This window comes from Coprococcus sp. AF19-8AC (assembly GCF_003603115.1).
Classification (GTDB): Bacteria; Bacillota; Clostridia; order Lachnospirales; family Lachnospiraceae; genus Coprococcus; species Coprococcus aceti.
Genome location: NZ_QTMI01000001.1, coordinates 53245 through 68663, shown reverse-complemented (window position 1 = coordinate 68663; position 15419 = coordinate 53245). Strand labels below are relative to the sequence as shown.

The following is a 15419-nucleotide window of genomic DNA, read 5'->3' as shown; positions in this document are numbered from 1 at the left end:
ATCTTCCAATTATTTTATATCATTCATTTACAAGACTGTTAATGTCAACACCCTGTATAAATATCTTATAGAACAGCTCCAGACTCTGGAACAGCTCCTTCTTTTCATTCTGCAGCTTCTTGACCTTGAGTCCGCATCCTATGTCGTCAAATAACAGGTCATCCTCAAGTGCCCTCGTCTGTATCTTCAGATTGCCGGCGTCGTCAAACACCAACATAAATATTCCTCCGACCTCCTGTGTAAACGCTCCACACATGGCGTGAAGCTCGTCCTTTATCTCATCAGGAAGCTTTGAAAATTCCTTGTTCAGATAAAACTTCTGATTATATATCGAGCTGGCGCACAGAACAAGCTCGCCATCCTCTGTCCTGGTTGAAATCTCCATAACCGCTCCTATCCTATAACGTCCGCCATATCGTACATTCCTGCAGGCTTGCCCTTGAGGAACTTTCCTGCCTCAACAGCACCCTTTGCAAATACTGACTTGGAATATGCCGTGTGCTTGAACTCTATAACCTCATCAATACCTGCAAATATCACCTCATGCTCTCCAACTATAGTGCCGCCTCTGACAGCAGAGATTCCGAGCTCCTTCTTATCCCTCTTCTTTCTCACCTGGCTTCTGTCGTACACATACTCATACTGCTCATTGCATGCCTCATTGATTGAATCAGCAAGAGCAAGAGCTGTTCCGGATGGAGCATCCACCTTCTGGTTGTGATGCTTCTCAACTATCTCTATATCATATCCGGCTGGTGAGAATACCTTCGCAGCATCCTTCAGAAGCTTCATGAGTGTATTGATTCCCAGTGACATGTTCGCTGACTTGAGTATGGCAACCTTTGCACTGCACTCCTTTACCTTTGCAAGCTGCTCATCTGAGAGACCTGTTGTGCAGAGAACTATAGGAGTCTGTGTCCTCACACCGTAATCGAGGAGCTTGTCAACAGCTACAGCCGCTGCAAAATCTATGATGACATCAGCCTCGACATCGCAGGCATCTATGTCTGTAAATACCGGATATCCGTTATCCCTGTTGTCCACAACATCTATTCCCGCTACGATCTCGGCATCAGGATCGCCTGCAACGATACCTGTTATTACCTGTCCCATCTTTCCATTGCAACCATGCATTATGATCTTTACCATGTCTGTCTATCCTCCATATATATAAGCTTTGTCATTTGTTGTCGTCTTTTGTGTGGTCTATGCACGCTGACATGCGCATATATTTCAACATGTACTCCATTTTACACATTTGCTGTCCATTGTGCAACGTTTATATCCACCTCGGCAAATAAAAATGTCTGCAGCCAGTTGAGACCGCAGACATCTGTATTGTTTCTATGATAATTACAGTCCTAGAGAACTCCGTACTCTTCCATTGCCTTCTTGAGCTTCTCCACGTTCTGTGGCTCCATCTCAGTGAGCGGCATTCTCATTGTTCCATCACACATACCAAGAAGCTCTACAGCCTTCTTGACAGGTATTGGATTGACCTCGCAGAACAGTGCGTTGCAGAGGTCGATGGTCTTAAGCTGAAGATCAAGGCTTCCCTGAACATCTCCGTCAAGATATTTCTGAACCATATCGTGTACGTCCTCAGGGATTATATTGGCTGTTACTGAGATAACTCCCTTTCCGCCAAGTGAGAGAAGAGGTACAACCTGATCGTCATTTCCTGAATAGATATCTATGCATCCCTTTGAAAGACTTGCAAGCTTTACGACCTGGCTTATATTGCCTGAAGCTTCCTTGATACCGACAATGTTCTCAACGTTCTGTGCAAGATATACTGCTGTCTCCGGCTGGATATTGCAGCCTGTACGTGATGGCACATTGTAAAGGATTATAGGCACATTTACTGAATTTGCAACGGCTGTGAAGTGTGCGATGAGGCCCTTCTGTGTAGCCTTGTTGTAGTATGGTGTAACCACGAGCAGACCGTCCACTCCGTAGCTCTCTGCCTCTGTTGAGAGATATATTGCTGTTGCAGTACAGTTTGAACCTGTTCCTGCTATTACCTTTATTCTGTGGTCAGCGAACTCTACACACTTCTTCACGCACTCAAGATGCTCCTCGTGTGACAGTGTTGAAGCCTCGCCTGTTGTTCCGCAGATAACTATGGCATCCGTCTTGTGTGCTATATGAAACTCCACGAGCTCCTTGAGCTTATCATAATCCACATCTCCATTTTCAAGAAATGGTGTTACAAGTGCAACTGCTGAACCGGTAAAAATTGACATATTGTCGTCCTCCTTAAAAATAAATAGTCGATACAATATAGCATAAAAATGGGCTGGCAAAAAGCCAACCCATAAAAACATCCCATTCTTACAAGTAGCTCTCCATCCTCAGATGACAGTCATACAGTTCTTAACTGCACAACCAGCAACAGATCCTGTGGAATATCCATCACTTCGGCGGTCTTCCCTTTCGTCAGGCATCTTCTGCATCCACATGCATCAGCCTGCTTAATCATTAATCCCGCGCCTCTACTATATTGTATTCAGTTTAACCTTAGATAGTGCTACTATATCACCGCATCCAGACCATGTCAACCATATATTTTACTGCGTGCTTCACAAGGATTCCTCCCACTGACGTGGGTCCCTCCTTATGAAATATCATTCAAGACATTCCATCTTGCTCACAGACACCTCGTATGCCACCTTGCTGATCACCTGGTCATTGTCGATACGCTTCTGATACTCCCTGCTCTGGATCCTTCCCCAGATGGCCACATGCTCTCCTACCTGGAGCTTTCCGGCAAATCTCGCATTTCTGCCCCAGCAGATACATGGTATGTAATCGCTCTTGCCGTATGCTCTGTTGACCGCCAGCAGCACATCCGCGATCTCCCTTCCAAGGGGCGTCATCCTGTACACAGGTGCCTTACATATGTAACCGTCAAGATAGATCTGATTTGGTCTGTTCTCCTCCTCCGCATCATCCTCGTCGATGGTCTCGATCTCTCTCACAAACACAGACAGTATAAGGCGGTTTCTGGTCTCCTCATGCTTGTTGTATGACCTGAACTGTCCCTTTGCCATGATGCGCTCCCCTATGTGGGATTCGTTCACATCGAACAGTCTGTCAGACACCATGAGCGGAATAGTATCGTAAGCATCGCTGAGTCTGCTGACGATGAGATCCACCATATAGAAGCCCTCGCCAAATATCTCGTGGCTGAACACGAACTCTGATGCTATCTCTCCTGCCACCACTACCTGATTGTTGTTTAATGTTTTTTCAGTCATATTTTCTCCCTCCGTTATAACAAACTTTTGCATACTTTAAAAGTTATGCCACGCAGTACAAAAATATGCTGTCTTGTTTGATCTAGTTTTGTCGGTCTCTCTTTCGCTGTCTCATTACCTCATACGACAAAAGAGTCGCCGATATTGCAGCGTTCAGCGATTCGACCTTGCCCTCCATCGGAATCCTGAGAAGTCTGTCAGCTCTGCACGCCACCTCATCCGTCAGGCCATTTCCCTCATTTCCTATGAGGAATGCCACCCTGTCCGGGAATCCTATGTCGTAGAGATCGTCGCCGTCCAGATGTGCTCCGTACACCACAACGCCTGACTGTCTCAGCTCCTCCACAGTCCCGGGCAGGTCATCGCACATGACAAATGGCACCCTGAATATGGCACCCATCGTCGATCTGACTACCTTCGGATTGTACGGATCGCATGAACCTTTTCCTATAAGCACGGCGGTCACACCTGCTGCCTCGGCGCTTCTGAATATAGTTCCCATATTTCCGGGATCCTGGAGCGTATCCAGCACAAGAAATGTCTCTCTGTCATTCCTGCCGAGCACGGAATCAAGCTGATAATGCATGCATTTCACCACAGCCATGCACCCCTGTGGAGTCTTGGTCTGTGACACCCCTGCGAACACTCCGTCGCTGAGTATCCAGGTATTCCTGCCATCAAGCACACCCATGCTCTTGAATTCATCCCTGTATTCCTTAAGCGCACTCTCCGACAGATACACCTCCTGAACATTCTGAAGCGGAAGCTCCCTGAACATGCGTATCCCCTCGACCACGAACACGTCTCTGTCCTTTCTGAGCTTTGCATCCTTGTTCAGCTTATTAAGTTCTTTTATCCTCGGATTACTGTTTGCTGTAATTACTTCCACTTTTTTCTCCTTTTGCGGTATTTCTGTCACACTTTTCTGAGCAATACCCTGTCTTTGCCGTATTCCATCTGGAGCGCGTACACCACGCCGGAATTCTCATCCACACAGAATCCCCGGCCCATATTCTTCGCCTGTCTGGACTTCTTGAGCTGCACGTACACCGGACATGTGCCCTTGTACTCCTCAAGGATCGACATAAATGCAGACTCGTTCTTCATGTATTCGTCCACATCATCGAACAATACCCAGAGCTGGCTGTTGCTCTGAACAGGCTTCTGTCTGTTGTTCCATGGCTTCCCCGACTGAAAGCTCTTGCCACCTTCTGCCTCCTCAAAGCTTATCATATCCGACAATATGAGCTTGTTTTCCTTCTCGCCGAGATTCGCCCTGCCCCTGACAAACACTCTGGAATCCACCAGAAGTCTGTCCCTGAACTTCTCGAAATCCCTCGGGAATACTATAACCTCGACCTGTCCGACCAGATCCTCTATAGTCACATACGCCATATTCTGATTGTTCTTGGTGAGCTTCACCGTCACCCTTGATATGAGTCCGCCGATGACATACATTGCATTGTCCTGAAGCTTCTGTCCATCTCCGTCACCCTGATCCTGGCTCATCTCATCGTCATCCTCGGTGTCCACCACGAAATCCGTCGCCTGAGCCGTGCATGTTCTCTGCATAAGCTCGATGTATTTGCCAAGCGGATGTCCCGATATATACACTCCGAGCACAGACTTCTCAAGCGCCAGCTTCTCCTGATCTGAATACTCCTCCACATCAGGGTAAGGCACGAGATTGCTCTGCACAAAATCGTCTCCCATCAGGTCAAACAGAGACATCTGCCCTGACTCCCTGCTCTTTCTCTCCCTTGCGGCTTCCTCCGCTATGGCCGGCAGAGCCATCATCATCTGCTTTCTGTTTGCTCCCATATCATCAAATGCACCGCTGAGTATCAGAGCTTCCACAGTTTTCTTATTTGTATCCTTTGAAGGCATCCTTGTGAGGAAATCCCTGAGATCCTTAAACGGTCCATTCTTGGTCCTCTCCGCCTCTATCCTGTCGACAACAGCACCGCCGACACTCTTTATACCGGAGAGTCCGTATCTTATCTTGCCGTTGCTTATGGAGAACTTTGCCACTCCCTCATTTATATCCGGAGGGAGCACCTCAACTCCCATCTGCTTACACACACTTATATACTTTGCAACCTTGCCATTGTTGTCAATTACCGATGACATCAGCGCAGCCATGAACTCCACCGGATAGTAATACTTAAGGTACGCTGTCTGTGCCGCAAGTACCGCATATGCCACGGAGTGGGACTTGTTAAATGCGTACTCCGCGAACTTCATCATCTCGTCAAATATCTTATTTGCCACAGTCTCCGAGATTCCATTTGCCACGCATCCTGGAACATTGAGCTCCTTGTTGCCGTACACAAAGTTATGACGCTCCTTCTCCATCTCCTCAGGCTTCTTCTTCGCCATGGCTCGGCGCACAAGGTCACTTCTTCCCAGCGTATAGCCCGCCAGCTTCATAACGATCTGCATTACCTGCTCCTGGTAAATGATACATCCATAAGTCGGCTCAAGTATCTCCTCGAGCTCAGGAGTATCATAGTGAACCAGCTCACGGTTCTCCTTGCCCCTGATGTAGTCGTCTATGAACTGCATAGGACCCGGTCTGAACAGAGCAACACCGGCAATTACATCGTCCAGACTCTGTGGCTTCAGCTTCATCATGAAGTTTCTCATGCCCTCACTTTCGAGCTGGAACATACCCTCGGTCTTTCCCTGTCCCATGAGTCCAAGTATATTCGGATCATCGTAATCTATATTGTCTATGTCTATATCCTTGCCTGTTGTCTGCTTGACAAGCTTGACTGTATCCTGCACAACGGTCGCCGTTCGGAGTCCCAGGAAGTCCATCTTGAGCATTCCCAGATGCTCCACCGTGTTCTTCTCAAACTGGGTTACCACCGCGCCCTCGGCTCCAACTGACAAAGGCGCATACTCCTCTATCGCCTCACGGCCTATAACCACTCCCGCCGCATGCATTCCTGCATTTCTAGGGAGTCCCTCAAGCTTTCTGGCTATGTCCACAAGCTCCTTGATCTCGTCCGAGCCCTCGTACATATCCCTGAAATCCTTGCTCGTCTTGAGTGCTATATCTATGGTCATATCCTTCTCTGCAGGTATTGCCTTTGCAAGGGAATCACACACCGCATACGGGAGATCCATGGCTCTTCCAACGTCCCTTATGACGTTTCTTGCGCCCATGGTCTGATATGCTATTATCTGTGTCACGCACTCCTCGCCATATTTCCTTACGCAGTAGTCGATGACCTCCTGACGTCTGATATAGCAGAAATCTATATCAATATCCGGCATGGATACTCGCTCCGGGTTCAGGAATCTCTCAAAGAGAAGGTTGTACTGCAAAGGCTCAATGGTCGTGATGTCCAGACAGTAAGCAACCACACTTCCAACCGCCGAACCTCTTCCAGGTCCAACCGCAATTCCCTGCGATTTTGCAAAATGAATGAAATCCCACACTATCAGGAAATAATCCACAAATCCCATGCTCTTTATGACAGACAGCTCATAATCTATTCTCTGTCTGACCTCGTAGCCGTGGGTTCCCTCGGCCATCTTACCGGACTCCTCATATGTAAATCCGTACTTTTTCTCCATACCCTCATATACCAGATGATCCAGATATTCCTCCGCGGTATATCCCTCCGGCACATCGAATCTCGGAACCTTCTGCTCGCCAAATACGATATTCACATTACACCGCTCTGCGATCTTATGTGTATTCTCCAGAGCCTCCAGGGCGTATGGGAACAGCTCAGCCATCTCCTCCTTTGATTTGAGGTAGAACTGACCTCCCTCATAGCGCATTCTGTTCTCGTCCTGAACCTTGTGGTTAGTCTGTATACACAGGAGAACATCATGTGCCTCCCAGTCCTCGGCATAGATGTAGTGCGAATCATTTGTCACGACCATAGGGATACCCAGTTCCTTTGACAGACGCATGATCCCCGCATTCACAGTTGCCTGCTCAGGTATTCCGTGATCCTGCATCTCCAGAAAATAGTTTTCCTCGCCAAATATATTCCTGTATCTTATCGCAGTCTCCTTCGCACCGTCATAGTCGCCCTTTCTGAGCTTTGTCGCAACCTCACCGGCAAGACAGGCGCTGAGCGCTATAATTCCCTCATGGTACTTCTCCAGCACCTCCATATCGACCCTCGGCTTATAGTAAAAGCCCTCGGTAAATCCTCTGGTCACGATCTTGGACAGATTATGATATCCCAGATCATTCTCCGCCAGAAGGACGAGGTGATAATATCTGTCATCGCCCTTTCCAACTTCCCTGTCAAATCGTGATCCCGGACTGACATACACCTCACATCCGAGAATAGGTTTTATCCCCTCTCTGAGACAAGTCTCATAGAACTCTATAACACCGTACATGACGCCGTGATCCGTTATTGCGAGGGAATCATATCCCAGTTCCTTTGCCCTGCGCACAAGTCCGTCTATCTTCGCCGCACCGTCCAGCAGACTGTAGCCTGTATGCACATGCAGATGTGTAAACTCCATATGTCTCCTCCTTATTTGTTATGCAGTATCTCCCGCCTTATATAGTCAAATGTATAATCTTCGCCCTTCTCAGCCAGAGTCGTTAGCATGTCCTCCAGCAGATCCGCCGATTCAGGGTGCAGATGATGTCTGGATCTGCCCCTCAGATAATACTCAAGCGGAAATGAATCCGTATACTTATCACCATTATAATTCTTGCTGGCAGCCACCCTGTCGCAGAACATCTCCACAACGTACTTCTCCGGCATGCGCATTCCCACCAGCTCCACACAGTTCCTGTCAACACTGTAGTCTACCCAGTATTCCAGATGGTGCTTGTTTCTTCCCTTGTGGTGCAGCCATGCGCTTGAATACCCCTTGCTCTCGCGCTCCGCATCATTCGGGCTTCTTGTTCCCTGATAATACTTTGCCCCGACTGAGAACTCAGTCCACGAATACTTTGACAGATCGTGCACAAGCCCCTGCCAGTATAATCCGCACTTAAAGCAGTTATGCATGACCATTCTCTTATGTCTGTTTATGGTTTTCAAATGTCTGTACCATTTTGGAGCATCCATATCATCCCGTCCTTTCCCACTGAGTACAAAAGGCTGCCGCAAAAACTTTTGCAGGCAGCCTTCCTCAATATTGAAGCCGAAAAAGGGACTCGAACCCTCGACCCACGCATTACGAATGCGTTGCTCTACCAACTGAGCTATTTCGGCATCTATAAATTACTACCATACGCTATCGGTTAGAAACACCAGATACCATATAGCGGTATATTTACCAATCCTTTATCGACAAACATGTCATCTGTAGATATCCTCACTGAAGTCTGATTGTCATATCTCTGTTTGAATACTCTGGAGCTCTGGGCCTTGGTGTGCGGACTTGTCTGAACATCCACTGGAATGACCTCTCCATCGCCCTCATACACGAAATCAACCTTCGCTGTGGCCGATGAGATCCAGAAATACAGATCCCCGATACTCCTGTTCACATACAGCTCTGCAAGAGCGTACTGCTCTGCTATAACTCCATCCATCATATCAAGAACATTATCTGTGTCAATATCCTGAACCAGAATACCAGCCATGACCCTGAGCAGACCATGATCAAGATGATACAGCTCAAATGACTTGTCATCCTTCTGGTTTGCCAGAGGAAGCACTCCATTCCTGACTCTGTACACCTGACGCACAACGCCCATCCTGACGATCTGATCAACTGACGCCTCATACTCCCTGGCACGGGCCTTCGGATCAACGTATCCATACATGAACTTCTTGTTCTCCTTGGTAAGCTGAACCGGAATACTGTTCCATATCGCCATGACCTTGGTAAGATATCTCTTCGGAGTGGAGTTTATCAGATATTCAGTAGTTCTGTCAAGTATAGACTTCAAAACCACATCAACTCTTCTGAGATCTCCTGTCTTATAATATTCATCCACCGCCTCCGGCATTCCTCCGGTCACGAAGAAAGTCTCAAGCATTGTCTGGACGCTGTCCCTGACCTCATCCGGCATCGGTGTGATCTTCTGGTTCTCTATAAATGCACAGAGCTTTCTGCCCTTTCCCGCTTTCAGGAATTCCTCAAAGTTCATAGGCATCATCTCATATACGCATATGTCATCCTGGCACTCTTCCTCTCCCGGGATTGGTCCACAGGATGTCGCAATGACACAGATCCTGCAGTCAGTATTGTATCTGCTATACTCAACAAGGTTGCCGAGCAGTCCCACACAGTTCTGCGCATTGTCAAATATAAGAAGCTTATCCTTGAAATCATACTTGTCAAGCGACGTTGTAAGCTTGGCATGAAGCTTCTCCGGCCTCCTCTCCTTTGCTGCATATGCGGCAAAGTCCGGATACTTGTCCATATCTATTATTATATGATCCTCAAAAAATCCCATGGCAAAATCAGCCACAGCCCATGTCTTGCCAACAAACTTGCCACCACGGACAACTGCAATCTTATCCGCTCCGGTCTCATACCATGTTGCAAGGTCATTCATAACATTTCTAAACAAGCATCTCACCTCGATTCGACCACTTTTTCCAAATCTATTATAGGATACCACTAAAAATTTGCAATGTAAATAGTTAAACCCATATCATTGCACTCTCTGATTTTTTATCACTTTATACTATTCATACAGGAATTTTTCCCTGAAATACGTCTTAAGTGCTGGTTCATCGATATCCATGTACTTCATCACAACCTCATACAGGAACTCCTTATAATATTCCCAGTCTTTTCCCGACATATCCAGCTCCTGTACATCCTCATAGAATATCTCTCCAAGCTTATTACGAAGTCTTATAGTCGCTACATATAAGTTGATATTACCATTTGCATTCTCTGACTTCACCACATCCACCGTCATGTCTCCATACTTCAGATGGGTCTCTCCACGCATGATCCTTACTTCCTTCTCAATGCGCGAAAGGCATTTCTCCTCAACCATATCCCGCAGGAAATACCCACGATTTTCAAAGAGATATTTCTTTATGGACATGAGAATGATCTCATTCTGAGAATAACCGGTATAATCAGATAATCTCTCCAAATCCCTCGCCATTCTGGAATCCATTCTCAAAGGCTTGCTCGTGAGCTCTCTCTTGTTAAGTCCCGGCATAATATGCTCCCTTTCTCTATCCCTATGGGGTAAAAAACCCGGAGGAGATATGTCCTCCGGGATCATTCTGATCTAATTGATATCCTGTTGTATTACTCGCCCTTGCCGATCGACAGGAATCCACTCTCATTAGCCTTCAGCAGGAATGCAAGACCGATGTTCTTCTTGCCCTCCTCTGTCGCCTTGTAGATCTCACCTGTCTCAACAAGAGACTTGGCTATTGCAACTACGACATCCTTGAACTGCATCATCTGACGTCTGTCCTTAGAACTCAACTTAAATATGTACTGGTTCTTGGAGCTTATCAGAAGGATGCTGAATGTATGTACGTTATCCTTTGAAGCCCTTATTGCAGATCCGATCATTCTTGAGTTGGCAATGATGACATCCGCATTCTCATCAGGCAGATACTCTGAAACTATCAGCTTGTAGATCTTCAGGTAATCCTGCTCTGCCGTAGCATTGACAGGCATCTCGGCAACTGCAAACTCAACGACGGAATCAGCCATCTTGATAGTACCGCCATCATCATTGATGACTGCGTTACACTCCTTTGGAACACAGAGTCTGAAGAACTTGTTCTCCACAACTTTCTGTCCCTTGGCAGGTTCTCTGAGTATGAGATCTACATAGTTCATCTCCAGCTTGTTCATCGCAACTATCGCTGACTCATCGCCGGTCTCAGCAAGATCGATAAGAGCGTCGTACAGGCTCCATATCTGCTGAGTAGTTGTAGGAACGAGCTCCATGAGCTTCTCAATAGCAGGAACATATCCCATACTTGCATTCTCTATGTACAGCTTGACCGCCTCATCGCTGGCCAGGCCCTTCTCAACCTTGTAATTAATAACCTTAAATAAGTTCTCCTTATCCCAGTCATCGAAGTTCGCATTGAACGCCTTCTCGAAATACTTGATACTCTTGATCTCGCCCTTGTAGTTATCCTGCTTCTCCTGTACCTGATAGATTCTTCCGAGCTCATATCCGGCACGGGCGCTTCCAAGACCAAGTGCCTCAAGATAAGCCTTCTCAATCTCATATGGTGTTGCAATGTAGAAGATCTGTCTCTGCTTCATCATGGCTATCTTGATAGCCGCTGACTCGCTTCCGGCCTCCACTGCACGCTCCCACTTCTCAACAGCCGTCTGAAGGTCCTCTCCCTTGAGATCCTCAAGATCCTTGATATAGCCCTCAGCCTCCTGAATACCGTTCTCTCTGGCCTTCTTGAAGTAAGACAGTGCCTTGACTCCGTCTCTCTTCGTTCTGAGCAGACCGTAATAATATATTCTTCCAAGATAGAATGCAACTCTCTTGTGTCCAAGACGCTCTGCATTCTCATACCAGTTAACTGCCTTCACATAATCCTTGAGCTGCTGGTCATATACGATTCCAAGAAGGAATGCAAGCTCAGGATCCTTAGTTGCCTCAAACAACTGCTTTGCATAACTTATAGTCTTCTCAACATCCCTGTATGGGCTGTCCTCATCGTAGTACAGCTCTATCAGAAGGTAACTTGCCTTTATGCTTCCAAGCTTAAGAGCCTGCTTTGCGGCTCTCATGGCGCCCTCATAATCCTCAAGGTAGTAGCAGTATATAGCCTCGTTATAATACTGCATATCCTTTCTGTTGGCACTGTGGTCACTGGCCAGCGTAGGATCTACAAACGCAAATGAGTTGGCTGTCTCAAATATGATCTCCTCGTACTGCTCTATGATCTCCATTGTAGCACACACGAATCTCATACATGCCAGTCTACGTCCATGATAGAAGGCAAATGACACGATTCCCTTCTCCATGTCCTTGTGATAGTAAGTCGTACATATTCCATCTGCATACTCTGTGACATACGCCTTGAGCTGCAGCTCTTCGTCAAACGCATCGTTACAGTATCTCAGGTAATTCTCAAGAGTCATCTTGGAATCCTTTGGCACACTGTCATAATATACATACATTGCAAAATCCTTATATGTAAGACTTGGTGCGTAATACTCCTCACCTGTTGACTCGTTGATCGTCTTCACCCAGCCCTTTGGAAGCTTGTGGATGAATCCCTCAACCTGATCATGTACATATGTGTACTGATACTGAAGTCTTGAAGCCTCGATAACCTTGTAACGTGGCTCCTTTCCCTTTGCCTTTCTGGCCTCTGCTATATCCGTGTACAGCTTGTCCTTCTCCTCGAACTCAAGGCTGTCACCGTGGGTACTAATGTACTCAACTCTCTCGTATGAAGCCTTCGCCTTGGCATCGCCGGTATCAGCGAGCTTCTTGTACCACATCATGGCCTTGTCCAGATCGATAGGTACGACATAATCACTCTTGTTGCCATACTCATCCACTCTGTTAAGTCCGCTCTCATATATCGAACCAAGGCTCATATACGCTGCCTTTATACCGTAATCTGTGGCTGCAAGCTCATAATACTTGATGGCCTTTGAGAAGTTCTGGACTTCCAGAAGCATCTTGGCAAGCTTGAATATAACATCGCCGTCATGGTTCTGATTCACATACTTCTCGTAATACTTGGTAGCCTTGTTCAGATCCACATCCACAACTGCGTTGCGGTACTTTCCCTTCTCATAAAACTCTGCAAGTGCAAGAAGAGCATCATCCCCATATGACTTATACTGCGCATCCATTATTCCTATGTCTGCAACCTGTTCAAGTATGTTTACTGATTCCTCAGCATCTCCGTTGTCCATAAGGTTCATGGCTTTGTTGAACTGGAGCTCCACATTGTTGACCGGTTCCTTCTTTTTGGAAAATCTGGATACGAATGGTATCTTCTTTAATAATCCGTCAAAAAATCCCATATCCTGTTCCTCCGACAAATGTCCATTGATAAATTTATTTTACCACATACACATCCGAGGTGCAATAAATCATCCAAATTACTTATTGTTTTTTGTCAGATATTCTGAAAGTGCATTGACTGCTGCCTCTTCGTCGGCGCCGTCTGCAACTATAGTGAGCTCACTGCCATTCTCGAAGCTCATGCTCATCATACCCATAATGCTCTTAGCATTGATTCTCTTATCTCCGGTAACAAGGTGAACCTTGCTGTCATACTGACTTGCAACCTGTACAAGAACTGCAACAGGTCTTTCCTCTGCCTCTCCCATCATTGATACAACAACTGTCTTTTCGATCATTACATCCTCCTTGGGCTCATCAACAGCCCCGCATTTCTTCTGCGATCTCACTTATTTTTCTTAATCTATGATTAACCCCCGACTTACCGATCGGCGGCGTCATCATCTCACCAAGCTCCTTAAGGGAAGCATCCTCATTCTCCAGTCTGGCAAGCGCCAGCTCCTGAAGGTTATCGGGCAGATATCCTATGCCCTTTGTCTCTATTATGTAATTAATGTCATTCATCTGCTTTACGGCAGCGCTCACGGTCTTGTTGAGGTTTGCAGCCTCACAGTTGACCCTGCGGTTGATATTGTTACGGATATCCTTCCTGATCCTTATGTTCTCCATATTCATCAGGGATATGTGTGCGCCCATTATCCCAAGCATATCAACTATCATCTCCCCATCCTTCAGATAGACGACGTAGTATTTCTTCCGCTGTATTATGCGGGCTTCCACTCCAAATCCTTTTATTATCTCCTGTATGAACTGTGCCCTTCCCTCGTTCTCGCACACCACCTCCATGTGGTAGCCCTTGTTCGGATCACTGATCGATCCCGAGGTCATGAACACTCCTTTTATATATGCTCTCCTGCAGCAATCCTGCTGAACATCCATCCTGCTGACCTTCATGAGCTGACACTGTATCAGTCCCTCATATTCATGTTCGTTTTCTATCTTCAAGGTCATCAGTATCGTATTGACAATCTCTGGAGAATTGATCTCCATCCTGTATACTCTGCTGTCAGCTCCGGTCCTTCTTACACTTGAGTCCGGAATATATCTGAACAGCCTCTTTATCAGGGAAGCTATCTCCTTTGCGATAACACTTCTCTCTGTAACTATCACCAGCCCGGCCGGTCTGCCAGCCCAATATCTCACATATGCCACCATTGAAATCATCGCAGCCAGCTCAGCTATCTGACAATGCCTCGCTCCCGGAACATTCCCTGCCAGCTCCATCTTAACGTCTGAAGAAAATGACATATTCCACCTGCTATACTATCTGTTATTACATGCTACAACTTCTTGACTATTGAATCCTTCAAAATATCCCTGTGAACTATCCTCACTGTATACTTTGACTTCTGCAAACGGGCATAGACAGCATTGGCTATCGTGACGGATCTGTGTTTTCCGCCTGTGCAGCCGATGGAAATGACCAACTGATTTTTGCCTTCCTTGATATAATTCGGTATCAAAAATGTTATCAGATCTATAAACTTTTCCAGATACTCAGGGCCCTCCTTGCAGTTCATAACATAGTCCTGTATCTCTTTGTCGTTTCCCGTTTTCTCCCTGAGTTCAAGGTCATAGTACGGATTAGGCAGAAATCTCACATCCTGAACTATATCAGAATCCCTCGGTATTCCATACTTAAAGCCAAATGACATGACCGTAATTATGAAATTCGAATACTCTTCATTCTGCACAAATATCTTGTCAAGCTCCGCCTTAAACTCTCTCACAAGGAGGTTGGTAGTATCGATTATATAATCAGCCTCCTCTTTGAGGAAGCCGATAAGCTCACGCTCCTTGTTTATTCCATCTATTATTCGCCCACCCTTGACCGAAAGAGGATGGTTTCTTCTAGTCTCTTTATAACGCTTTACCAGAGTTGCATTGGAACACTCAATGAACAGGATCTCATAATTCATGCCCTCTCTTCTGATATCCGCCAGGCACGAATTGAGTTGTGACAAAGCCCTTCCACTTCTGATATCAACACTGATAGCAACATCATCCACCTGGATCTGCTCATCATAAGCGATCTCGGCAAATCTTTTTATGAGCTGGATAGGCAGATTATCAACACAGAAAAATCCGGCATCCTCAAGCGTCTTAAGCGCCGTTGCCTTTCCTGCTCCACTCATTCCTGTCACAATAACAAATCTCATGCT

General features: G+C 46.4%; 13 protein-coding genes, 1 tRNA gene and 1 riboswitch. All 14 genes read right to left on the bottom strand.

What is annotated here, in order from left to right:
- Positions 1–19: 19 nt before the first annotated feature.
- Entirely contained in the window at positions 20–385 is a 366-nt protein-coding gene (locus tag DWX57_RS00365; RefSeq protein ID WP_015533275.1) for a DUF6145 family protein, read from the bottom strand.
- A gap of 8 nt (positions 386–393) precedes the next feature.
- Complete coding sequence (gene dapB / locus DWX57_RS00360; protein WP_022216597.1) at positions 394–1149, bottom strand: 4-hydroxy-tetrahydrodipicolinate reductase; 756 nt, start codon at positions 1147–1149, stop codon at positions 394–396.
- Between the two features lie 212 nt (positions 1150–1361).
- Positions 1362–2246, bottom strand: a complete 885-nt coding sequence (dapA, locus tag DWX57_RS00355) for a 4-hydroxy-tetrahydrodipicolinate synthase (protein WP_120122826.1) — start codon at positions 2244–2246, stop codon at positions 1362–1364.
- An 87-nt stretch (positions 2247–2333) separates the two neighbouring features.
- Positions 2334–2506, bottom strand: a riboswitch (Lysine riboswitch).
- Between the two features lie 121 nt (positions 2507–2627).
- The gene (locus DWX57_RS00350; protein ID WP_015533280.1) at positions 2628–3260 is read right to left on the bottom strand and encodes a single-stranded DNA-binding protein; all 633 of its coding nucleotides are present in this window, start codon (positions 3258–3260) and stop codon (positions 2628–2630) included.
- An 82-nt stretch (positions 3261–3342) separates the two neighbouring features.
- Positions 3343–4149 (bottom strand): TrmH family RNA methyltransferase, encoded by an 807-nt coding sequence (locus DWX57_RS00345; protein WP_117548568.1) that lies wholly within the window; start codon positions 4147–4149, stop codon positions 3343–3345.
- Positions 4150–4175: 26 nt separating this feature from the next.
- Positions 4176–7760 (bottom strand): DNA polymerase III subunit alpha, encoded by a 3585-nt coding sequence (locus tag DWX57_RS00340; RefSeq protein ID WP_120122825.1) that lies wholly within the window; start codon positions 7758–7760, stop codon positions 4176–4178.
- 11 nt (positions 7761–7771) lie between these two features.
- Entirely contained in the window at positions 7772–8317 is a 546-nt protein-coding gene (locus tag DWX57_RS00335) for a DUF5662 family protein (protein WP_015533282.1), read from the bottom strand.
- A gap of 74 nt (positions 8318–8391) precedes the next feature.
- Positions 8392–8464: transfer RNA gene (locus tag DWX57_RS00330), tRNA-Thr, on the bottom strand.
- A gap of 29 nt (positions 8465–8493) precedes the next feature.
- On the bottom strand, positions 8494–9774 hold the full coding sequence (locus DWX57_RS00325; protein ID WP_022216601.1) for a DUF4143 domain-containing protein: 1281 nt from the start codon (positions 9772–9774) through the stop codon (positions 8494–8496).
- A 117-nt stretch (positions 9775–9891) separates the two neighbouring features.
- Positions 9892–10383 (bottom strand): hypothetical protein, encoded by a 492-nt coding sequence (locus DWX57_RS00320; protein ID WP_118016777.1) that lies wholly within the window; start codon positions 10381–10383, stop codon positions 9892–9894.
- 92 nt (positions 10384–10475) lie between these two features.
- Entirely contained in the window at positions 10476–13196 is a 2721-nt protein-coding gene (locus DWX57_RS00315; protein ID WP_118016778.1) for a tetratricopeptide repeat protein, read from the bottom strand.
- Positions 13197–13274: 78 nt separating this feature from the next.
- The gene (locus DWX57_RS00310) at positions 13275–13535 is read right to left on the bottom strand and encodes an HPr family phosphocarrier protein (protein WP_117548563.1); all 261 of its coding nucleotides are present in this window, start codon (positions 13533–13535) and stop codon (positions 13275–13277) included.
- 19 nt (positions 13536–13554) lie between these two features.
- Complete coding sequence (gene whiA / locus DWX57_RS00305; RefSeq protein WP_117548562.1) at positions 13555–14505, bottom strand: DNA-binding protein WhiA; 951 nt, start codon at positions 14503–14505, stop codon at positions 13555–13557.
- 32 nt (positions 14506–14537) lie between these two features.
- Positions 14538–15416, bottom strand: a complete 879-nt coding sequence (gene rapZ / locus DWX57_RS00300; protein WP_015533288.1) for an RNase adapter RapZ — start codon at positions 15414–15416, stop codon at positions 14538–14540.
- Positions 15417–15419 lie beyond the last annotated feature (3 nt).

What these genes read in the sequence shown, in the direction of transcription:
- DWX57_RS00365 (WP_015533275.1), bottom strand. Translation starts at nt 385, where the DNA reads ATGGAGATTTCAACCAGGACAGAGGATGGCGAGCTTGTTCTGTGCGCC.
- dapB (WP_022216597.1), bottom strand. Translation starts at nt 1,149, where the DNA reads ATGGTAAAGATCATAATGCATGGTTGCAATGGAAAGATGGGACAGGTA.
- dapA (WP_120122826.1), bottom strand. Translation starts at nt 2,246, where the DNA reads ATGTCAATTTTTACCGGTTCAGCAGTTGCACTTGTAACACCATTTCTT.
- DWX57_RS00350 (WP_015533280.1), bottom strand. Translation starts at nt 3,260, where the DNA reads ATGACTGAAAAAACATTAAACAACAATCAGGTAGTGGTGGCAGGAGAG.
- DWX57_RS00340 (WP_120122825.1), bottom strand. Translation starts at nt 7,760, where the DNA reads ATGGAGTTTACACATCTGCATGTGCATACAGGCTACAGTCTGCTGGAC.
- DWX57_RS00335 (WP_015533282.1), bottom strand. Translation starts at nt 8,317, where the DNA reads ATGGATGCTCCAAAATGGTACAGACATTTGAAAACCATAAACAGACAT.
- DWX57_RS00320 (WP_118016777.1), bottom strand. Translation starts at nt 10,383, where the DNA reads ATGCCGGGACTTAACAAGAGAGAGCTCACGAGCAAGCCTTTGAGAATG.
- DWX57_RS00315 (WP_118016778.1), bottom strand. Translation starts at nt 13,196, where the DNA reads ATGGGATTTTTTGACGGATTATTAAAGAAGATACCATTCGTATCCAGA.
- DWX57_RS00310 (WP_117548563.1), bottom strand. Translation starts at nt 13,535, where the DNA reads ATGATCGAAAAGACAGTTGTTGTATCAATGATGGGAGAGGCAGAGGAA.
- whiA (WP_117548562.1), bottom strand. Translation starts at nt 14,505, where the DNA reads ATGTCATTTTCTTCAGACGTTAAGATGGAGCTGGCAGGGAATGTTCCG.
- rapZ (WP_015533288.1), bottom strand. Translation starts at nt 15,416, where the DNA reads ATGAGATTTGTTATTGTGACAGGAATGAGTGGAGCAGGAAAGGCAACG.